Below are 22,291 nucleotides of genomic sequence, written 5' to 3'. Positions count from 1 at the left end.
TGCGTTAGTGCTTTTGTGTCTATGAGTGCGTATTTCAATAATATATAAATTCGTATAAGTCTACGGCTATATTTGTGCATTATGCCTACGTATGATTTGGGATTAGAACGAGTATCTCTTGAATTTGCGACTAAAACGATTTTTACAGATGTAACTCAAGGTGTATGTGAAGGGGATCGCATTGGAATAGTAGGGCGTAATGGAGATGGAAAATCAACGTTATTACGTCTTCTTTCTGGCGCTCTTTTACCTGATTCTGGTCGTGTAACTAGGCGCGGTGGATTAACTTTTGGAATGTTGGATCAGCGAGATCCTCTAGACGATAATGCAACTGTGCGTGAAGCTGCTTTAGAAAATCGAGAAGATTACGAGTGGGCTGCGGATACTAAATCTCGTGAAATAGTTGAAGCATTATTAGGTGGAATAAATCTTGAAGCACGAGTTGGAACTCTTTCAGGCGGTCAGAGAAGAAGAGCTGATTTAGCGCGATTATTACTTCATGATTGGGATATTCTCGCTTTAGATGAGCCTACGAATCATTTGGATGTTGTAACAATACATTGGCTTGCTGAACATTTACTTCATCGTTGGACTCCTGCAACTGGAGCATTGCTTTTAGTTACGCATGATAGATGGTTTTTAGACGAAGTTTGTAACTCTATGTGGGAAGTTCACGATGGCACTATAGATCCTTTTGAAGGTGGTTACAGTGCATATATGTTACAGCGTGTTGAGAGAGAACGTCAGGCTGATGTTCGTGAGAATCGTAGGCGTAATTTAGCTCGTAAAGAGTTAGCTTGGCTTTCTAGAGGAGCAAGAGCTAGATCTACTAAACAAAAATTCCATGTAAAACAAGCTAGAGAATTGATTGCTGACGTTCCTCCAATGCGTAATACGCTTGAATTAAAGAAGATGGCAACTTCGCGTTTAGGTAAGCAGGTTGTGGATTTAATTGATGTGACTCAAATTTTTGAAAACAGTCATAAACTAGCAAATATTGATACAAATATTTCTAATAGCATAGTAGAAAATAATTTGCTAGATGATTCTAATACTGTAGATTCTTCGTTATCCTGCTCAAATTTGAATGAAATAGATATTGTTCATTCTCCTTTTGATCAGCCTATGCATAATGGTTCTGTAACTATTTCAATAGATAATACTTCAAAAAATTCTTCTCAAAGTAATTCAGAAGACATTTTGGAAGATAATTTAGAAGATAATTTAGAAACGTGTGCATCAATACAAAAGACTGTAACAGGCAGAATGATTCTTGATGATGTTACTTGGCTTATAGGGCCTGGAGATCGTTTTGGAATAGTAGGTGCTAATGGCGCTGGAAAATCTACATTATTAAGCATTATTGATGGTTCGTTAAAACCTACTTCAGGTCATGTAAACATTGGAAAAACAGTGAAGTTTGCTGTGCTTTCGCAAAGGCTTGATGAGCTAGAAAAACTTGGAAAATACAAAGTTAAAGAAGTTTTAAGCAGATACAAGCCAAGTTACGTAATTGATGGCAAGGAAGTAACTCCCGGACAATTGATGGAAAGGCTTGGTTTTAAGCCTGAGCAGTTGATGACTCCTATTCGAGATCTTTCTGGCGGTCAAAAACGACGTATGCAATTATTGCTGATTCTTCTTGATGAGCCAAATGTTCTAATTATGGACGAGCCTGGAAATGATCTTGATACTGATATGTTGGCTGTGATGGAAGATTTACTTGATACGTGGCCTGGAACTCTTATTGTTGTATCTCACGATAGATATTTGCTTGAACGAGTAACTGATCAGCAATTTGCTTTAATTGATGGTAAAATTCGTCATTTGCCTGGAGGAGTAGATGAATATTTGCAAATTGTTGAACGTTTGCAGCTTAAAAATGCGAAGTCTTATTTAGCAAATCCTTTTAATTCTTCTAATCCATCAAATTCTTCTAATTCTTATTTGCAATCTTCAAATAAGAATTTGGAAAGCTCTAAAAGTGATGCTTCACAGGGATTATTTGCTGAAACTTCTGATTCGTCTGATTCGTCTAATTCTTCTAAAACTTCTGATTTGTCAAAAGATTCTAATGATTCAAGCTCTCAAAAATTAACTGGCAAAGCTTATCACGATGCTGTAAGACGAATTGCTGCTATTGAACGAAAGTTAGCTAAACTTGAATCGCAAAAGGCAGATATTGAATCGAATATGGCTTGTCATGATCCAAGTGATTTTGTTGGATTGCAAAAGTTAAACGAGGAATTGCAAAGCTTTGAGCAAGAATCAAATTCGCTAGAAGAAGAATGGATGAGTCTTTCTGAGTCGATTGAGTAATAAAGCTGATTTTGTTAGTGTTGTAAAGCTGATTTTGTTAGTGTTTCTAGATGAATTTCTATTTATTTAATAAATTCTTCTATTTAGGTAGTAGATTCTTCTATTTAGTTGGTAAAGACTGCGCGTTGCAAGTGTGAAGAATTGAAAGCATTTCTTGTTTTTCAATAGAAGTTACAGATAAATCATACTTGCGCTTAACTGCGATTTGCCTTGCAACGTATGAGCATCTAAATGATTTGTTTGAAGGTAGCCAATAAGCTGCTGAAGCAGAACCTTTCTTTTGATTTGCATCTCCTTGTACTGCAAGAAGATTTAGCATGTCGTTTCCAAAGCGTAGTCGTTTAGCGGAATCCCATTTCCAAGCTCCAGATTGCCATGCGTTTTCTAGAGCTACAACATGATCTATTTGTACTAAAGAACTTGTTTTGCGTCCGCGCTTAAAGTTAATCTCTAGGCCTGTGTAAGGGTCGTGTAATATCCCAGATTTTACTTTGCATGAACCTACATAAGTAAAACGCACGTGTATTAAATCACGAGCTAGAACGTCATCTCGTACATCGCATCCATTTCCATCATCGTCTGTAGTGCGATATCCGAAAATATGACGTTCGTACCCGCCTTTGTGAGGTGATTTTACAGATAATTGTTTCAATGCGTCTGCAGCGCTACCGTATGCTTCATAAGATCCTGTAACTTGAGCTACGTTATTGTTAAAATGAGGTAGCATCAATCCTATTATGATTCCAATAATTGCAGCTAATAAAATTAGCCATAATAGTGATTTCCATGAACGTTTTCTAGTATAGGATTCGCTTTTAGAAAAACTTGAAGAATTAGCAAATCTTCTAGTCACTTGCGTTCACCACCCAAGGCGTGCGTCGCAAAACTACGTCAAGCATTTGCTTCAATAAGCTAGCTAATACAATCACAGCCATAACAGCGTAAACTGTGCTCCAAGATGGTACATTTGCAGGATTTGGATGCACATTTTGAGCAATTACCATCATTCCTACCATCATTCCTGTAAGTGAAAGCGACATAATAAGCGAGCACATTCCACCAAGTCTACGAGCTAATCTCATACGTTGTGTTGCAAGACGTTCCATAGTTTGAATCATATTGTCTACGCAACGCTCACCTAAACGGAATGCAAGAACTTCATCTATTCCAAGCTCTATATCTTTAACTTCGCGTTCAACAGCTTGCATGTGGTTGTTCATGCTCTTTAATATCTTGCGGGAGCGCATAAAACGATACCAAGGTATAAGCAAAACAGCTAAAACGTAAACAACAATGGATATTATCATCAGCTGAATGTTGAAATACCATAGTAGTAAGAATGCGGGTATTGATGCAATTGTTAAGCCTAAAGTCATTGTAAGAGTGATTTTGCGTTGACGGCTGTGATGTAGATCGATTCCAGCGAAAGATGCAATTAACGTTATAAGCCTTAAGAACATGCAAATTAACGCGCCTTGCAAACACTCTTTCATAGTAAATCCAAAAATAGAACGTCCAGCTATAGCAAACATTGCAGCTACTGTGCAAACAGGAATGAAAATAGCAGCGAAAACGCTTATTGCTGTTGCAAAAGTAGAAAGAATAGCTTTTAGTAAACGAAGTGTCCAATATACGAATCTAGAACTTTTGCTTTCTTTATTCGAAGATTGCGCGTCTTGTGCTTCTTGCGATGAGCTACTTGTAACATAAGCATTCGCATTAGGACTTGCAAAAGAACTTGCATCAGAATTATTTTCTGAAGATCTGTAGATGCTTGATTTGGTGGCATTTTCAGCAGAAATTTGTGAAAATGAAGAATTCGTTACTTTAGTTTTATCTGGTTTATTTTCTGAAGTCTTATTATCTAATTTATTTAATTTATTTAATGAAATATCTAGTATTGAATTCTTATCTATGACTCCATATTCTTGTGCACTAGCTGGCATTAGAGCGATTACAATAGATTTTCTTGCTAATTTACGCAATATTGCACAGATTTTAGCAGCTTCGCTTTCGTCCATATAATCATTTGAAAAGTCAACTATATACACAGGAGTATGTCTTAAAATTGCGCGCGCTAAAACGAGTTTTCGCATAATGCATGCTTTAGAATTATTTTCTTTAGAAAGATTCTTCAATCTATCAATTCGTAAGTCTAAGCCATCATAATCTGCATATACCATTCCATCAATTCGAGCTTCGCGCAAAGCTTCCCACATTGACGTAGTAGTCGCTAGTGGCGCTGCCATAAGAAGATTTGCTCTTAAAGTATCGTCAAAAAGATGGCTTCTATTACTTACAACGCTAACTAAATCAGCTAGTGCTCCAGGTTTAGCTCCGCAAAGAGATATGCTAGAAGATTTCTCTAAGTCAAAGGTTTTAGCTTCTACGAATGGTGAATCGTTTTTATTGTAATTATTTGATGAATAGCTTGAGTAATCTGAACTATCGTCTAATTCATAGCGATCGTTATAAGTCAATTCTACTTGCGTATCAGTGCTAAAGCCTGCACAAGAGAATACTTTAGATTTCATAATTTCATTGAATTTAGCTGGTATTACATTAAGAGATCCTGCGCGTGCTACAAAAGTCATATTTGAATAATCTGAATAATCTGAATTGAGTTTAGAATCTTTCGTAGCTAGATTATATGATCCTTCGTTAGGATCTTTTGATTCAGATTGTAAATCTGCGCTTACATGTAAGACAAGATTATTTGCTCCGTCTGGCAAAGTTAATTTAGTTGAATCGTCTGTAAATGAATTTAGAGATGAAGAATTTGCGAATTTGTTTAGTAGATAATAAATTCTTATGAATGAGCTTCTAGCTGAATTAGCCATATGCATGTATCTTCCGCATCTACGCAATGGCTCTATGCTAAGCATAAGTAATGGCATAGTTAGCATAGCTGAAGGTAATCCTACTGTGCGAATTGAAGAAATCCATATCGTAGATATGATTGCTGCTGCTGCAGCAATATAAGCGAAGAATGCGCATAAGCATCGTATTGTTGAAGATACGTCTACGAAGAAAGCACAACATGAGGTAGCGATAGTAAATATTGCAGTCATTAAAGATATAGCTGCAATAGATGGATTAACAGAGAATAATACTATGCTTATAGCTAAAGGCGTAACAACGGAAGCAAATACTTGAGGTACAAATAATCCGCACCAGAATTGCATATTCACTACGTCATTATTTACTGAAATAGATTTTGAAGATTTAGTATCATAATTCAAATTGCCGAAAGAGTACGGAGAATCGTTGTCTTTTATTGCTCTCAACGAAAGAATTGCGTGTAGCATTTTAGGCCTTAAACGCATTGCAACATGAGTGCTAATATCTCCGCCTAGGCTATATGACCATCTTAAAATAAGGTATTTAATAACTGCAATTCCTACGAAAGCAACTAAATAAGATGTTAATTCAACTGTTGTTATCAATGATTGATGAGATGTGTGTATTGGTCTTAAAACTGGAGATAAGATTCCTACGAACACATAAACTAAGCCGATATTTAAGAGAGAGGAAATGCTCAAGCATATTGCTTTTAATGCCACTAAATGTTTAACTCCAGGCACGAAAGCGAAGAAGCGATTTATCATCTGGCAGCCCTTTCTCTTATAATAAGTAGCGCTTTTAACTCGCTACGTTTGTTTATAAAATTCACACAGTGATGCTCAACATCCATTTCAAAAGTTCGAGTATTGGACTTTTGAAGTTCGTTGATAGCAACGTTTATAAGATGTTTTTTGCTTAAAAATTGTTGCGTCATACTTCATTGCTTATACTATTATCCAACTCAATATTCGTATACAAGATTACGCTGAATGCATGCATTCGACACGCCGTGAATTAGTGATTTTCTTCTGTGTAATGCGCTTATTTAAAACATTTGTATTTCAATAAAAAATGAAAAGATTGCTGTGAAGTTTTGGTGGAAGTTTTGGTGGAAGTTTTTAGGAACTGTTGCTGTGAAGTCTTGGTGGAAGTCTTATGTGAAGGCAGTGCGTAATGTGAATCTAAAATTTGTGTAAGAAATATATAGTTCGTAAGGTTTTTGTGTTGACATGAATAGTGTGGCGTTTTATAATTACCTCGGTCGGTAGGTAAGGCTACCACGGGGATAAGGGTTGCTACCGCAGCACAGTGGAGACACTGCAAGTTGGTCAACAGTCGTTGTCGTTTCAAGGCTTCGACTAATGTAACGCCACCGCCCTGCGAAGCTGAAGCTTGAACGACGAGTGCTTTATTTATTTGGCTCTCATATTGCTGATCACACAAGTGTTAAGTACAGTTTGTGTGATTTGAAGTGCAAAATGAGCTAATGGATTTAGCATTGGTTTTCTTGCGTTCCTCCCGGTTCAATGATGAATATGTGTTTGCTTTAATGCACGAGTTTTAGGAGGTGATTTGCCGTGGAAGACAGTAGCGATAATAGTAGTCATAGTAATGAAAAGCTGAGTGACGGCTCTGATAGTAGTGTCGGAAGTAGTACTCTGGATGTTCCTTCTAAATTTAATAAAGTCGGCAATCACCATCAAATAATTTGAAGCGCATTGTGTGAATACAATTAAAAGCTACGAGTGAAAATTTAAAATAAAGTTGTAAAGTAAAGCTTAAAAATAAAAGAATAAAGAAAAATAGTGCATAAAGCAAGAAAATAATGCATAAGGCAAGTTTTTATAGGAACTTTATGAATATTTTCTAAATTGAGTACATAATTTTTTTTGTTTGGGCTTTGTTTGATATTTGTAGATTTTACTTAGAGTTGATTTTATTTGATGAAATTTTTACTAATAACTTTTTAAAGTTTCGCGCGTTACATCTTGTTTTTACGGTGTTAGACGGCTTATGTATTGCAATCTCCTCGCATGAAATCATATTTATGCGGTGTTTAATCGAGGACTTTATGACAATTTTCACTATGTCGCATAAGAGTGACACCAATAATCAAGTAGATGCAAACACTCGCTTTGTGTCAGATATACTCGTTTGCATTGGAATATTTGCTTTATTTGGCGTTACAGCGTATTTGCTTCAGCGCATAAACCAGCCAATTGGGCCTTATGGTATTCCTTCAAAAGTGTCTACAGATTTAATAAATCTGCCTTATTACACTTTGAGATCTGTTTTTCGCATGTTTCTTGCACTTATAGCATCGTTGATTTTTACTGTTGTCTATGGTCTTGCTGCTGCTCGTAGTAGAAGACTTGGCAAAGTTTTAATACCTTTGCTTGATATTTTGCAATCAGTACCAATACTTGGTTTTCTTTCGGCTACTGTAACTATTTGGCTAGTTATTTTCCCAGGGTCAATGTTGGGTGTAGAAGCTGCATCTGTTTTTGCTATTTTTACGAGTCAAGCATGGAATATGACATTTTCTTTCCATCGTTCTTTACTTAGTGAGCCTAAAGAATTAGACGAAGCTGTTAGATCTTTGCAATTAACGCATTGGCAGAGATTCTGGGTTTTAGACATGCCAAATGCAATGATTCCTTTACTTTGGAATTGCATGATGTCTGTTGGAGGCGGATGGTTCTTCCTGACTGCATCGGAGATGATTTCTGTTAATAACAACACTTATGCTTTGCCTGGTATCGGTAGCTTTGTTGCACAATCAGCTGCAGAAAATAAGCTTGGAAATATTTGGTGGGCTATTGCGTCAATGGTTGTAGTAGTTCTTGCTATAGATTTCTTATTGTGGAAACCTCTTACTGCTTGGTCTGAGCGTTTCCGTATTACTCAAAGTGCAGCTGATGAAGAGCGTAAAAGTATGATTTTGACAATTATTCGTCATTCTCATGCAGATGAAATTGTTAGCAAACTGTTTTCTCCACTTCGTGAGTTTCTTGAAAAAATCACACGACCATTTGGAAGAACTGGTGCAAAATGGCCTCATAGTGCATCTCAGCGTAAGTTTGGCGATTGGGTTTTCAGCATTGTTATGATTTTGCTTATTTGTGCTGGAGTATTCCAAATGCTTTATTTTGTTAATTCAAAAGCAGGATTAAATGAATTTATTACAGCTGGAGTGCTTGGTGGAATTACATTTTTGCGAGTTGCTGCTTTGATTATCGTCAGTTCTCTGATTTGGGTCCCTATAGGTGTGCTTATTGGTATGAATCCTAAGATTTCTAGAATTATGCAACCTATTGTGCAAATATTGGCGAGTTTCCCAGCAAACTTCATATTCCCATTTGCGATGATGTGGTTTATGGCTTGGCATATTGATCTTGGTTTTGGAAGTATTATTTTAATGGCTCTAGGTACTCAGTGGTACATTTTGTTCAATGTTATTGCTGGTGCAAGTGCTATTCCTGACGATTTGCGTGAGATGACTCGTAGTTTTAGGTTGAGTCAAGTATTGCGTTGGAAAACTTTGATTTTGCCTTCTATTTTCGGTTCTTGGTGCACTGGTGGTATTACTGCTGCTGGTGGTGCTTGGAATGCTTCGATTGTTTCTGAAATAGTTGAATACGGCAAGCATCATATGCAAACTTCTGGTTTAGGTGCGTATATCACTTCTGCTACTACAAATGGTGATGCTGCTCGCACATTAGTTGGAGTTGCTGTAATGAGCTTGATTGTAGTAATGAGTAATCGACTATTTTGGTCTCCTTTGCAACGTATTTCCGAAAAGCGGTACGTATTAAATTAAATATGATTATTCGTTAATTAGAGCTAATAAATCTTCAATGTAAACAAATTAAATAATTATTTAGTAGAACGGCAAAAATTATGACTACTACAAACAGAAATGCATTAAAAAATGGTTCTCTCGTTACTAGCGATATTATAGATGCAAAACATATTAGCCAAAGCTTTACATCTGATAGCGGCACTACTCAGCATGTGTTGCATGATATTTCCTTCACTCTTAAAGAAGGCGAAATTGTTGCTATATTAGGTCGTTCAGGAGCAGGAAAATCCACTCTTTTAAGAACTATGGCAGGTCTTATTCAACCTACTGAAGGTAATGTTACTTATCGTGGTCGTGAGCTTACTGGACCAAATCCAGGAGTTGCAATAGTATTTCAGACTTTCGCATTGATGCCATGGCTCACAGTTCAAGATAATGTTGAGCTTGGATTACGCGCTCGCGGTGTTAGTAAAGAAAAGCGTACTGAATTAGCTTTAGCTGCTATAGATTCAATTGGTTTGGATGGCTTTGAAAGTGCTTATCCTAAAGAACTTTCTGGTGGAATGCGTCAGCGTGTAGGTATTGCGCGCGCTTTAGTGCTTCGACCAGACGCACTATTTATGGATGAGCCATTTTCTGCTCTTGATGTTCTTACTGCTGAAAACTTGCGCCAAGAAGTTTTGAAGTTGTGGTCTAGCGAACAAAGAGATATTAAATCTGTGTTGATTGTTACTCATAACATTGAAGAAGCTGTTCAAATGGCAGATCGTGTTGTGGTTCTTGGATCTCATCCGGGTCATTTGATTGCAGATGTTGATGTTGATTTGCCTCGTCCGCGTGATAAACACAGTGCTGAATTTGAAGCAATGGTAGATAATTTATATGCTATTCTTACTGGTTCAGCTCCAGAAAGTTCTGAAGAATCAAATACTTCTGATTCAGTAGAAGATCAAGTTGCAACGCAAGAAGTAGAAGATGAAGATTCTGAAGATAATGAAGCTGCAGCAATTGCAGATATGCTTGTAGATAAACATCATGAGCAAGAAGTAGTTGCTGAATCTGAAACTAATGTTGATTCTGAAGATAATGAAGCTACTAAAGAGCCTGTTGCAATGCATCTTTTGCCTAATGCAACTCCTGGCGGTATGGCAGGTTTACTTGATGTGATTTCTGAAGTGCCAGAAGGAATCGATTTAGCAGATTTGGCAGCTGATTTATCGTTTGAAATTGACGATTTGTTCCCACTAGTAGATGCTGGAACAATGCTCGATCTTATTACTGCAGATAACGGACATATTACTATTACTCCAGCTGGAGAAGAGTGGCATAATGCTGATATTTTGCATAGTAAGCAAGTTTTTGCAAGATTAGCTATTGAGCATGCTCCACTAGTACACGCAATTGACCAAGCATTAAGTCGAAATCGCAATGGCAAGTTGCGCGGTGAGTTGATTTTAGATTTGTTACGTAGTAAGCATACAGATGCTTTAGCTCGTCAACAATTTGATATTGCTATTAGTTGGGGTCGTTATGGAGAATTATTTGATTACGATGCTGACGATGATGAGCTGACTCGCACAGTTGAAACAACTCCTCTTGATGGCGTATCTCGATAATTTTTAAGATGTTTCAATCCCTAGCAACATGTATACTTTCACAGGTTGCGGGCTTGTAGCTCAGTGGATAGAGCGTCTGCCTCCGGAGCAGAAGGTCGTGGGTTCGAATCCCATTAAGCCCACTAATTGTTTTTCTTAAAGTAATTACAGTCAGGGTGACGTGTTCTTATGAAGTTGTTCCGCTTTTTTGATCTTAACGTAGTGCCAGTTAAGCATTCTGGTAAATCAAATAAATCCGGTAAGTCTTCTGATACTAAATCTTCTGATAAAAACAATCGTTGGAAGTTTTCTAAGGCTTCAATTATCCCTGCTATTTTTTTGATTGCATCCTTCTCATCTCTTATTTATCCTCATGCTGCAATGTGGTTAAGCCAGTATCATATGTCTGAAGTTGCTGCAGAATACGCAAGACTTGTTACGCATGCGATTCCAGCTCCGCATGAGCAGATTGAGCGTGCGCATGAATATAATAAAAAACTTTCAGTTGGTGCTATTTATGAAGCGAATACTAATATTCCTACTTCTCATGGGGCTACGTCAGATGAAAGTCAAAATTATTGGGACCAATTAAAAGCTAGTGATGACGGTTTGATGGCTCGTTTGCGTATTAAAAAAATTGATCTCGATCTGCCAATTTATCATGGAACTTCTGACGATACTTTGCTTAAAGGTTTAGGACATTTACGCGGTACTTCGTTGCCTGTTGGTGGAATTAATACTAGATCAGTGATTACAGGTCATCGTGGTCTTGCTAGTGCAGAAATGTTTACAAGACTAGATGAAGTAAATAAAGGCGATACTTTTACAATTGAAGTTTTTAATGAGATTCTTACTTATCGTGTGATTGATAAAGTTGTTGTAAATCCTGATGAAACTAAGAAGATTGCTGTTGTTCCAGGTAAAGATTTAGTTACGCTTATTACGTGTACGCCGTTGGGCATTAACACTCAAAGGATTTTGGTAACAGGTGAGCGTATTATTCCAACGCCTTTGTCGGATCAGTCTTTGCGCGGTAAAAAGCCTGATGTTCCACATTTCCCGTGGTGGATTGTGTGGTCAATTTTAAGCCTTCTTCTTGTTATTGGTTATATATTATGGGCTGGTTTCCCTGTGAAGAAAAAGAAGCGTAAAGAAGATAAATCTGATTCTAAAGAGAAATCAAGAGATAAAGAGATAAATAAATAAACGAAAGAGATAAAGAGGAGAAATAAAGATAAGAAATTTATAAAATTCATCTTTATTTTTCTTTATTTGTTTAATTTTTTGGAATATTAAGTTAAGTTTTGTCTAAAAGTATGTTAAAGTATCTACTAACGCAATTTTGCGTTAGCAACTATATACTTAGCTTATTTTTAGTATACGTAGTTGTTGTTTTTGTGCAATTTAAAATTTGTGGTGCAAGCTCTAGAGACCTAAAGTTTGCACCACAATATTTTTTAGTTATCTGTTTTTAGTTATTTTATTTTTTTTTAGCTCATTATTTTAGCTAATCATTTTGTGCTATAGCACTCATTTTTAACTTCCATTTTAGCTGTTTGCTATTTTATTAGTAAATCACCTTAATGCTCGATGAGCTTGATTAAAGAAGTTATATTCATATATGCATGAAGTCATATATGCTTGAGCTGCTAGAACGCGATCTTTTGGTCCTGCTTCTTCAAATGCACGCTCTACGAATCCGATAGCAGATTTTACGCCTTCCTCAAATTCGTCAGAAGAGTACATGTTAATCCAATCGTGATAAGGATTATCAGGAGTATTTCCAGAAATCAAAGCACGACCAACTTCAGCATATAACCAATAGCAAGGCAATACTGAAGCTGCACCTATAACATAATCATCTGCAGAAGTTCTTGCTAGCAAATGATTTACATAAGATAGCGTTACAGGTGAGCAAGATGGATCCATTTTTATATCCATTCCACCAAGCCAATTAGTGTGTAATTGAGATTCAGCTTCAATACATAAAGCAGATCCTGAAGCCCAATGTACTCTGGCTTCATTGTCAGTTGACTTAGATGCTACTGCAGCTAAAGCACGCGAATAGCGCTTCAAATATTCTGCGTCTTGGTTTATGTAGAACGCAAACAAATCTTTATCTAGACTTCCATCACACAAAGCCTTAATAAAAGGCATGTTCATAATATTGTGATCTACATCTGCGCTCGCGTTCCATAATGCTTGTGTCCATCGTCCACAAGGTTCTAGAACTGGCTTGCGTGGAGTGCTGTGAGCAGGAGCAATAAGTGTTTCTGGGCTGCACCCATCGAAATTATGACTTCTCATGTGTTCCCAAGGTGTAGCAGAAGAATCTAGCTCCAAGCGATAATTTCTAGCAGCATGATTTACAGGTCCATGACCTTTTCCAACATGCAAATATTCTCCGCATCTAATAGCTTCATTCAACCAATGAGTAGTCCAAGCTAATGCGTTTGATACTGTGCTATAGTCACTTAACTTTTTGCCTTCTAATAATGCTAATCCTATGCGAGTTGCAAGTGATGAAGAAAGTGAGCAGCCAGTACCGTGAGTAGTAGTAGTGTTTATGCGAGGGCATGGAACATGTATTGTATTTCCGTCTGGGAATACTACAGTGTTTCCAGCGTCAGCATCTGTTAAGTGTCCGCCTTTAACAATAACAATTGTGTTGTTTTCTGATGCCCACTTACTAGCTTGATCGCATGCTTCTTCAAAATTAGTAGCAGGTTGCTTATCGCATAACACTGCTAATTCTGGAATGTTTGGAGTGATTATATCTGCTTGTGATGCAAACTTTCGCATAGCATCTTCAGCTGATTTTTCTAGAAGTCTGTCTCCTGAAGTTGCAACCATAACTGGATCTAAAACAATAACTGGAACAGGATGATTTTTTAGCCATTCTTGAACTAAGTTAATGTAAGATGTATCTCCTAACATTCCGATTTTTACAGCGTCAATATCAACATCATCGAATACTGCTTCTAATTGCGCTTTCAAAAAATCTGTAGGTGGAGTATACACATTTCTAACTCCGCAAGTATTTTGAGCTACTAGATTTGTTGTTACACACATTCCATAACCGTGTGAAGCCATAATAGATTTCAAATCAGCTTGAATTCCAGCTCCACCTGTTGGATCAGTTCCAGCAATGCTTAATACTCTAGGTACAATTGGCTCATTCAATGGTGGAAGAGATGAATGACGTGCTGTTTCAAGAGATAGAGCAGTGTTTGTATTTTCAGTCATTGTTATCAATCTTTCTTAATAATTGCATGTAATTTATTTGCTTCTTCTTTAGGATTTTCTGCGCGCATCAAAGCAGATACTACGCATAATCCATCTACTGAAGAGTCTTTTATAGGAAAAACAGTTTTTTCGTTTATTCCGCCTATTCCAACTGATTTAATTCCAAGTTCTTTAGCGCGTTTTGCTATTTTTTCCAAGCCTTCATTCGTTAGTGCAGGACCTGCATCTGGTTTAGTAGAAGTAGCCCATACAGGACCAATTCCAATAACGTCAGGAAGAGGGATATTCTCTTTTAGGCACTCGTTATATACAGAATCTACTTGCTCTGTATTTTCAATAGAAAGACCTACCATCCACTCTGCTGGAATTGTTTTGCGAGCTTCAATATATGGCATGTCAGTTTGACCAATATGCAAGTTAAAGCCTAATGTTTTAGCGCATTCTACGCGATCGTCAACGAAGATAGGAACATTTCCATGACCGTTAGCAATTAACTTTTGACGTAATTGGCGAGCTTTATTATTAAAAGTTTCACTATCTGCGTATTTATCTCGCAATTGAACTACGCCAGATCCGCCTTCTACACAATCAAGTGCGATGTCAATTTCTGAGCGTTCGCTCATATTAGGATCTGTTATGAAGTAAAGTGACCAGTCGACTGGGTCAATATTGAATTCAATATCTGTTAGTTCCAGCATTTCTTCAGCGCTTAAATCCATAAGCGCATCCATCCATAGTGTGCGGAAAGTTCCAGGAGAAGTTGATCGTTTCGATGCCCAAGTTCCAGCTGCTGCTGCGTGTACGTGCGCTGCAACTGTAGCAGCAAATGGGCGCTCGCGATTAGCTCCAACGTATGCAGCTACTAGTGCACCAAGTGAGCATCCAGTTCCAACTACTTTTGTCATTATTTCATGGCCTCCGGCAACTCGAGCTGAGCAACCATGACCGTAAATTGCATCTTTTTCGCCAGAAATAGCCACAATTGATCCATATAGTGCAACTAACTTTTTTGCTGCACAAACTGCTGAATCTACGGAATCGCCTGCATCTACGCCTTTTCCGCCGCTTGCTTCACCTGCTAAGCCTAATATTTCAGACGCGTTTCCTCTTATTACTGCAGGCTGATTTTTTACAGCTTCGCGAGCGTATTGTGTGCGTGGACCTAATCCTCCAACGGCAACAGGATCAAAAACCCATGGAGTATGTGCTTTTACGGATCCGCGAATAGCTGCTTCCATAGATTCTCTATCTCCAGGACGGTATGTTCCAAGATTTACAAGTACGCCAGACGCGATTTGAGGGAACACTTCTGCTTCGTCAGGATCTACTACCATTGCAGGAGATGCTCCTGCTGCTAAAAGCACATTAGCTGTAACTTCTTGAACAACATTATTAGTTACGCAATGTGTTAGTGGATTCTTTGCTCTAACTTCTTCAATGCATGATTTCACATCTTCTATGAATTGCTTTTGTCGAGCTTCAATAGAGAATTCACTGTTTTTGTTATTGTCAAAACACGACGTTTTTGTCATGATTTTCCCTTCGCTAGTACTACCTAGATCAGGTTCAACGGGTATAATCTCAGCGCTAAGCGCACCCCGAACCTCTATTTGACTATATCCGCGTGTTATGACGTTTTATTATTTCATTTTGCGAGCGCGACAATCTTTAACGCTTAAGAAAACTAATCCAAGACAAATAAAAATCAGAGTGAAAATTACCAATAAATAAGCGACTCCTATGCCAAGAGTTGTGGCGTTAAATGTGTCTGGAGCGAATCCAAACCATCCTGCTTTAGCTCCATAATTCAAGAAGTTATATGGAGCTATCATGGCGTGTTCACCCCATCTTACTCCAACAACTTTTCCTAAAAATACAGAAAAAGCAACGTATGCGAGTGGTGGAATAGTTGCAAAAAGTACATGATAACGTTTTGAGCGGAATAAGTAGTCGAAAAGTATGAAGTCTAATATTGCTAGAAGTGGAGTAATGAAATGTACGCAAAGGCTACTTGCTCCATTGCTCATATATGCTCCTATAAAACCTAATTTATTGGTTGGAGCTAAGAAGCATAAGTAAAGAGTAAATGTTACTGCTATTGAAATTGTCATCATAAATTTGAAAATGTACCAAGCATTAGTTTTAGTATCTTTCCAAGTTTTAGTTTCAGCTCTTATTTCTGTGTTTATTTTGCATGTTATATCGTTTTTGCAATTAGATATGCTGTAAGTATCCCAAATGAATGAGCCTGCAAGAGCTAAGCAAATCATGAGGTTAGAAAGATTTGTGAAGTATGAAAGAGATAGCCAGCCTTGCCATGATGCAGCCATTCCGTATATAGATGCGACTATAGCTATTACGCGTACGCTTGAGCGGATAATGTAATCGCGAGTTGTAAGCGCTTTAATTGTTGCGTTTATTGAGTCTGTTGAGTTTGTTGAGTCTGTTGAGTTTGTTGAGTCTGTTGAGTTTGTTGAGTCTGTTGAGTTTAAGTTTTCTGTTGCGTTTATTGAGTCTGTTGTTTCTAATGTTTCTGACGTTTGCAATGCTACTTTTGACTCTGTTTCGTAGTCTTTTTTATATTCATCAATATTCATTTTCACTTATCTTTCTTTTTTAGTTTGTTTTTTTTTATTATCTTTTTATTATCTTTTTATTATCTTTTTTATTTTTTAATTTTTAAGTTTTTTTTTTAAGCGCTTTTTCTAAATAGCCTATTTTTCAGCTTTTAGCATGCTTTTGTTTTTAGTTTTTTACTTTAACTTAGATTATTTTCTATCATGTTTCTAATGTTTCTTAAGCGTTTATCATGATTCTCTTATGTTGCTTTCTTGTGTATTTTTATTTGCTACGAGATTTTTCGTCAGCTCCAATAATTATTTAACTATAAAAATTTTTTTTAATCTGTATAGGATTATTCAAAAATAGCATATGTTTTTTGTGCAAAAAGTTTAATGATTATTATTAGAGTGATTTCACCGTATAATTGTGGATTGTAATTATATTTGAACGAAATGCAGTGGGGTAAGCTATGAATCAATTACAAGCATTGTTTGAAGGTAAGTTGTGTTCTAGCGTACCACTGGAATCTAATCGTTCGAATTCTTCTGATTCTATTACAAATACTTTGCTTGTTTTTGGACCTCCAAATAGCGGTAAAACACGTTTTGCAATTGATGCTGCTTTTAAAGCGATGTTGCATTATTCTAATTCAATTTCTTCGCTAAAGTCTTCTAGTAGCAGAAACAATCCATATGGTCCTGTTTACATGAGCGTGCAAAATCGCATATCTGCTGACCAATATTCTAGTGAAATCATCAATAAATTAGGTGCATCATTCCAATCTAGACCTGTTGGGACTTTGCCAGCTTTGGCTTTTCGAATTGTTTCTGATTTTTCTTTATTAAATCATAAATCCTCTCCGCGTCTTATTAACGGAGCAGAACAAGATTCTTTGTTAAGAAGCGTTGTCTATGAACATATATTGCATGTTCTTAGAGGTGAAAGTGGCAGTTGTGACACTTGCAAATTATTTGAGACATATTTTAATAATTCTCAATGGAACACAGTTGTATTGAATTATGATATTTCTAACGATAATTCAAGTAATTCATATAGCTTAAATGAGCGTAATAATAACAAGAATAAAACGTTTATCAGTTCTGCTTTTATCCACGAATTGAGAGATATTATTGCGCGCTTAGATGAATTGTTAATAATTAGCGAAGAAGATGAATCGCGTGTTTTAGAAGAATTAACTAATGGTGATTATTCGGCTCTTAACACGCGTGACTTTGTTGAACGTTTAAGTGTTCAATGGAAACTTGGATTTGCATTGCGTTCGTCTTATAGAAATATGTTGCGTAAAGAATATGGAAATTCTGCGCGTTATGATGCATCTACCTTAATGGTTGAAGCATCTAAAGCTGTAAAAAAATTAACTGAAATAAAATCAGGTTATGCACATATTCCTTCTATGGTTGTTGTTGATGATTTTCAAGATGTTACTTTAGGCGGATTCAATTTTCTTGAAACTTTATCTAGTGTTGGCGTTCGTATGGTTTTAACTGCAAATCCTGATGAATCCGTTCAATCATTTAGAGGAGCGTATCCTGATTATGTAGTTGAAGCTGCTCGTAATGGTTCTTTGAGAGCTAAATCTATTTCTATTGAAGATATTATTAGTGAAGATATTATTAGTGAAGATATTATTAGTGAAGATTGTTCTAGCTCTTTTGCAAATTCGTCAGCTCAGTCTTCTAAGTCTTCTGAGTCTGCTGAATCTGCGGAGTCTACTGAATCTGCTGCGTCTTCTGCGTTCAATAATTCAAGTGAATCATCTGAAAATATTGTAGATAATTCAACTTTTGTTTCTAAGCAAATACGCTCTAATCCTATAGATTTGGAATCTTTATCTCGCAATATTGATTCTTCTATTTCATCGCTTATGTTTACAGATATGCCACTGTCTAAGCGACTTTGGAAACTACGTGCGCAAGACAATAGCGTAGATAGCACAAATAATCTTTCCAAGTCTTCTTCTTATGCTTATGGCTCTATATATCATTCTCCGCGCGAAGAATTAGATATGATTGTTTGGCAAATTAAACGTGCTCATTTGGATTCTAATTGTAAGTGGAGTGACATTGCGTTAATCGCGCATGATAACGATACAGTTAGGCTTTTTGGCGAAAGATTATTGCGTGATGGCGTTCCTGTGCGATATTCGTCTGTTAAAAGAACGTTATCGGATGAGCCTTTTGTGCAAGGTTTATTTGCGATGATTGAGTTAGCTCAGTTAAGTCTTCGTGGATTAGACGATATCTCTCGTGAAATATCTGTTGGTACTCTTACGTTGCATGAACTAGCGTCATATGTTCGTTGCAGAATTATTGATTTTGTAAATAGTCCTTTAGTTCAAAACGAATATTGTGAAGATTCTTCTAAATCCACTTTGAGAACGAAGCATAAGAATAACAGTGCATATAGTGAAAATGCAAATAGTAATATTTATGATGTAGGAATTTCTTCGTATTCTTCAAATAATGCTATTCCTGCAAATATGTCTAGCGTAGAAAATGTCATGAGATCTATGGCATCTCTTAACTCAATGATGTCTTTGAGTTCAGAGAAAAATTCAGATTATGATTCTTCTCCTTTGCGAAAAATATTTGATGAATTTAATTTGCTAAAAGATAAAATGTGCAGTAATTCTAGTGAAGATACTGAAAATTATGTTGTTGATGATCGAATTATTGATGAAACAAATCAGGATGCAGATGAAAATTCAAATCAAAATATAGATCAAAATTCTTTCGAAAAAGTAGATCAAAATTCTGCAAAATCTGCTGAAAATTCTGAAAATTCTGCTCAGAACTCGTCTAATACGAAAGATGATGCTAAAACCAAAGATGTAAATAATTCTTCAAATATTGTTGAGTGTGTAGATTTATGTTACTTGCTTATTTTATGTGAATTATGCGAAAGCTTATATGATTCGGATTCTTTAGATAATAATTCTTGCATCAAAGATGATAGCAATATCAATAGCGATGAAGATGAATGCGAATCGTTAAATGATGAGTATTGCATTAACAATAAAGCTAAGCGAAAAATTACTAAGATTTCGTTATTAACTTTATTGCATAATATGAGTCCTTCTAGTAGTCACAATATGGCTCTTAGTTATGCATGTAAGTTAATTTATAATTTGGCAAATAGTATGAAATGTAATCCTACTTTAGTGGAGCCAAAATATGTGCTTTCGCAAGCATGGAATATTTGTTCAGTTGCTGAAAAATGGCAGATTATTTCTTTACAAAATAATGATTCTGGTCGTATTGCGAACAGTCGTTTGGATGCAGCTATGAGATTATTCTCGTATGCAAAAGAGTTTAATATGACAGAACAAAACATGTCTTCTGCTATTGAATACAAGCCTATAACTGGAAATCTTACTGGTGCTATTAACAGGTTCATTGAACAAGTTAGAGGTTTAGAAATTCAGGCAGATTCTCTTGCTCGAGTCGCTCCTTTGCTAGATGCTGTAACTCTCGCAACTCCTGCTGGTTCTGCTGGAAAGCGTTGGAAATTAGTATGGATTCCTCAAGTTCAACAAAATGTTTGGCCGAATGTTGAAGCTCGTAATACGATGTTTGGCGCTGAATCTTTAGTTGATATGACTATAAATAAGCGAATTGCTAAAATGCTAAATCGTCCGCTTTCTATTGATATGAAAAGTAGTTTTGGTATATCTGTAAACTCTAAAACTTCTGTTTATACAAGTGAGCAGAGAAGTTTCTTTGTTGCAGTAACGCGTGCAAAAAGTCAATTGTATATTAGTGCAGTTCGTAATGATGATTTAGTTCCATCTGATTTTTTGTTCAGGTATATGCCTTCTCAATTCTTGAGTGATGATGATGGTTCAGCTTTATATACGCCGATTGATCATAAATTAGCGTCTATTGATACAGATGCTAGATCTTTAGTATGCGTTGCTCGAGCTCAGTTGATGTGTGCTATTAAAGATTGTGATAAGAAGAAGATTGATGATGCGCTTTGCGCTTTGAAATTATTGAAAGATCATGGAGTTAAAGCTGCAGATTTTGAAACTTGGGATTTTGTTAATAAACATTCTGATGCGTCTGATTCTTCGTCTGATTCTGCGTCTGATTCTTCTGATGTGCCTGAGTTATCTGAGGAGTTGTCTTTGAATTCGTTATCTTTAGATTCGTCATCTGAGGATTTAACTGAGAACTTAAGTGATGATTCTAAGTTAGCTAAAAATGTATATTGCGCTAAACGAATTATTAGTCTTTCTCCTTCTAAAGTTGATGCTTTATGGAATTGTCCTGTGTGCGCTATGCTTGAAAATGAATTCAGCGGCCCACAAAAATCTAGTACAAGCGCGAGTTTTGGTACTTTAATACACAACACAGCTTGTTGGGCAAGTAATGAAGCTTTATTAGATACGCGTTATTTACGTGAGAATTATCCACAATTTATTGGAAGATATGATGAAAAAAGTGAAGAAGATTACGTTAATGCAGTAAAACATATTGCTAATACTATGCGTAAGTATTATGAAGAGATTGAAAAGACTTCTTCTGTTGATGAAAATGTGCGCAGTCGCTATATGTATTTAACTAATAAAAGAAAAGTTGATAAAGCTCTTTACGATATTGCAAATTATTTTGTTGAATCTGCTAGTGGCTCATATAGTGCTAGAAATATTTTAAAAGACGATTTAGGTAGAGTTATTGGATATGACAACTCTGTTGATAAAAAGTCTAAAGGGCATTATGCTTTAGGTTATTTTGGTACTTTAAAACGTTCTTATAATGAATGTCAATTGCGTGCTACTTTTGGATTTGAAGATATAGCTCGAATTTATTACAAGACTTTGGGTGTTGATTTTAATCCTAGAAAAAGTATTGATAGCAATGGGAATTTGTGTTCAAATTTGACTCCTGAAGAGTCTAAAAAACTAAATAGTCTTCGTTCTATTATGGGATTCCTTGTAGGTGGATGGCCTACGAAAAATAATGAAGATATTTTAGTTCGACTTTCTGGGCGAATGGATCGAATGGAAGTTAGATCTTGCGCAAATGACAATGACTCTGCGTCTGACTCTGCTGCGTCTGACTCTGCTGCTCTTACTGGTTCGAGAGCTAATCTCAGTAATAGTGCGGAAAATAGCTCTGAAAATAGCTCTGAAAATATTGAATCTCAAATAACTAGTGAGTCAATAAGATTGATTGATTATAAAACTGGTATTGTTCCATCAGAAAAAGAAGTTTTTTCTGATTTGCAATTAGTTTGTTATCAATTGGCTTTGCATTTCTTTAGTTCAGATTGTGAATTTGCGCGTGCAACTTTGCTTGAGTATTTTGACGAGAAAGAAGTAGAAGAATTTTTGCAATCAAATCATAATCATTCTAAAACTAAAGATTCTCCTATAGATAAAGAAATGTTAAACGTGTTGAGTTTGGCTCGTAAACGTAATATTTCTGGCAGCATGCTTTTCCATGTAGTTAATAAAAATTATCCTGCTGAAAGCAGAAATATGGCTGAAAATATGTCTCAGCCTGCGTTATTTGCTGGAGATAAGTTAAATACAAATAAAATAGATAAGCGTTCTGGGTACTCTAGTGCTGATAGGCTTTACTGTTTACCTGATTTATATGTGGATTTGAAGCCTATAGATGTTGATGAATCTGATTGGCAAGATTTTATAAATCTTGGATCTCAAGCTCAATGGTCTCTTATGATGATTTCTAGAGTATTTTTTGCTGCTAGTGCATGCTTAGTAGAATCATTTGAGCGCGAACCTGAAAAAGAGCATATTGCTAATTGCAAGTGTGGAACAACTTGTCCTTCTTGCTCTGGTAAAAGTGACACTGTATATGAAGTTAGAAGTGCAATAGAAGAAGCAAAAAAGTTAAATAGTGAACTCAACTCTGTTAGTGATGATGTTAAGTAGACG

The 22,291-nt window shown here is 36.3% G+C and carries 10 protein-coding genes, 1 tRNA gene, 1 pseudogene and 2 riboswitches; of the genes and pseudogenes, 7 read left to right on the top strand and 5 right to left on the bottom strand.

The window, feature by feature from the left end; genetic code table 11:
• The first annotated feature begins 81 nt into the window (after positions 1 to 81).
• The gene (locus tag Q0X59_RS03720; RefSeq protein ID WP_103043490.1) at positions 82 to 2,319 is read left to right on the top strand and encodes an ABC-F family ATP-binding cassette domain-containing protein; all 2,238 of its coding nucleotides are present in this window, start codon (positions 82 to 84) and stop codon (positions 2,317 to 2,319) included.
• 100 nt (positions 2,320 to 2,419) lie between these two features.
• On the opposite strand, the gene Q0X59_RS03715 is transcribed toward Q0X59_RS03720, so the two are convergent.
• A complete protein-coding gene (locus Q0X59_RS03715; RefSeq protein ID WP_230955914.1) occupies positions 2,420 to 3,085 on the bottom strand; it encodes an HNH endonuclease family protein in 666 nt (221 codons plus the stop codon).
• A gap of 79 nt (positions 3,086 to 3,164) precedes the next feature.
• Entirely contained in the window at positions 3,165 to 5,927 is a 2,763-nt protein-coding gene (locus Q0X59_RS03710; protein ID WP_297643265.1) for a hypothetical protein, read from the bottom strand.
• A gap of 489 nt (positions 5,928 to 6,416) precedes the next feature.
• Positions 6,417 to 6,574, top strand: a riboswitch (M-box (ykoK) riboswitch).
• A gap of 166 nt (positions 6,575 to 6,740) precedes the next feature.
• On the opposite strand from Q0X59_RS03710, the gene Q0X59_RS03705 reads away from it, so the two are divergent.
• The 5 genes and pseudogenes from Q0X59_RS03705 to Q0X59_RS03685 all read left to right on the top strand — a co-directional run.
• A complete protein-coding gene (locus Q0X59_RS03705) occupies positions 6,741 to 6,875 on the top strand; it encodes a hypothetical protein (RefSeq protein ID WP_255408297.1) in 135 nt (44 codons plus the stop codon).
• Between the two features lie 359 nt (positions 6,876 to 7,234).
• Positions 7,235 to 8,983, top strand: a complete 1,749-nt coding sequence (locus Q0X59_RS03700) for an ABC transporter permease subunit (protein ID WP_297643263.1) — start codon at positions 7,235 to 7,237, stop codon at positions 8,981 to 8,983.
• An 80-nt stretch (positions 8,984 to 9,063) separates the two neighbouring features.
• Complete coding sequence (locus Q0X59_RS03695; RefSeq protein ID WP_075523575.1) at positions 9,064 to 10,581, top strand: nitrate/sulfonate/bicarbonate ABC transporter ATP-binding protein; 1,518 nt, start codon at positions 9,064 to 9,066, stop codon at positions 10,579 to 10,581.
• Positions 10,582 to 10,630: 49 nt separating this feature from the next.
• Positions 10,631 to 10,703, top strand: a tRNA-Arg gene (locus Q0X59_RS03690).
• Between the two features lie 52 nt (positions 10,704 to 10,755).
• Positions 10,756 to 11,742, top strand: a pseudogene (locus Q0X59_RS03685) (class C sortase); the annotation flags it as partial.
• 393 nt (positions 11,743 to 12,135) lie between these two features.
• Here Q0X59_RS03685 and Q0X59_RS03680 read toward each other — a convergent pair.
• From Q0X59_RS03680 to Q0X59_RS03670, 3 genes are all read right to left on the bottom strand, one after another.
• Positions 12,136 to 13,806: a bifunctional hydroxymethylpyrimidine kinase/phosphomethylpyrimidine kinase gene (locus Q0X59_RS03680; RefSeq protein WP_082266267.1), complete on the bottom strand. Its 1,671-nt coding sequence runs from the start codon at positions 13,804 to 13,806 to the stop codon at positions 12,136 to 12,138.
• A gap of 5 nt (positions 13,807 to 13,811) precedes the next feature.
• Positions 13,812 to 15,338: a hydroxyethylthiazole kinase gene (gene thiM / locus Q0X59_RS03675; RefSeq protein ID WP_075523574.1), complete on the bottom strand. Its 1,527-nt coding sequence runs from the start codon at positions 15,336 to 15,338 to the stop codon at positions 13,812 to 13,814.
• Positions 15,326 to 15,417: riboswitch (TPP riboswitch) on the bottom strand. (Overlaps the previous gene by 13 nt.)
• A 29-nt stretch (positions 15,418 to 15,446) precedes the next feature.
• Positions 15,447 to 16,226: a hypothetical protein gene (locus Q0X59_RS03670; protein WP_297643317.1), complete on the bottom strand. Its 780-nt coding sequence runs from the start codon at positions 16,224 to 16,226 to the stop codon at positions 15,447 to 15,449.
• A 611-nt stretch (positions 16,227 to 16,837) separates the two neighbouring features.
• On the opposite strand from Q0X59_RS03670, the gene Q0X59_RS03665 reads away from it, so the two are divergent.
• Positions 16,838 to 22,288: a 3'-5' exonuclease gene (locus Q0X59_RS03665; RefSeq protein ID WP_297643260.1), complete on the top strand. Its 5,451-nt coding sequence runs from the start codon at positions 16,838 to 16,840 to the stop codon at positions 22,286 to 22,288.
• Positions 22,289 to 22,291: the final 3 nt, after the last annotated feature.

Origin of the sequence: uncultured Gardnerella sp. (assembly GCF_947280595.1) — a bacterium.
Taxonomy (GTDB): Bacteria; Actinomycetota; Actinomycetes; order Actinomycetales; family Bifidobacteriaceae; genus Bifidobacterium; species Bifidobacterium vaginale_A.
Note: the sequence above shows the minus strand (reverse complement) of the source record. Positions and strands in the feature narration are given on the sequence as shown.

Coding starts and splice junctions, on each gene's coding strand:
- Q0X59_RS03720 (WP_103043490.1), top strand. CDS start 82: ATGCCTACGTATGATTTGGGATTAGAACGAGTATCTCTTGAATTTGCG.
- Q0X59_RS03710 (WP_297643265.1), bottom strand. CDS start 5,927: ATGATAAATCGCTTCTTCGCTTTCGTGCCTGGAGTTAAACATTTAGTG.
- Q0X59_RS03700 (WP_297643263.1), top strand. CDS start 7,235: ATGACAATTTTCACTATGTCGCATAAGAGTGACACCAATAATCAAGTA.
- Q0X59_RS03695 (WP_075523575.1), top strand. CDS start 9,064: ATGACTACTACAAACAGAAATGCATTAAAAAATGGTTCTCTCGTTACT.
- Q0X59_RS03680 (WP_082266267.1), bottom strand. CDS start 13,806: ATGACTGAAAATACAAACACTGCTCTATCTCTTGAAACAGCACGTCAT.
- thiM (WP_075523574.1), bottom strand. CDS start 15,338: ATGACAAAAACGTCGTGTTTTGACAATAACAAAAACAGTGAATTCTCT.
- Q0X59_RS03665 (WP_297643260.1), top strand. CDS start 16,838: ATGAATCAATTACAAGCATTGTTTGAAGGTAAGTTGTGTTCTAGCGTA.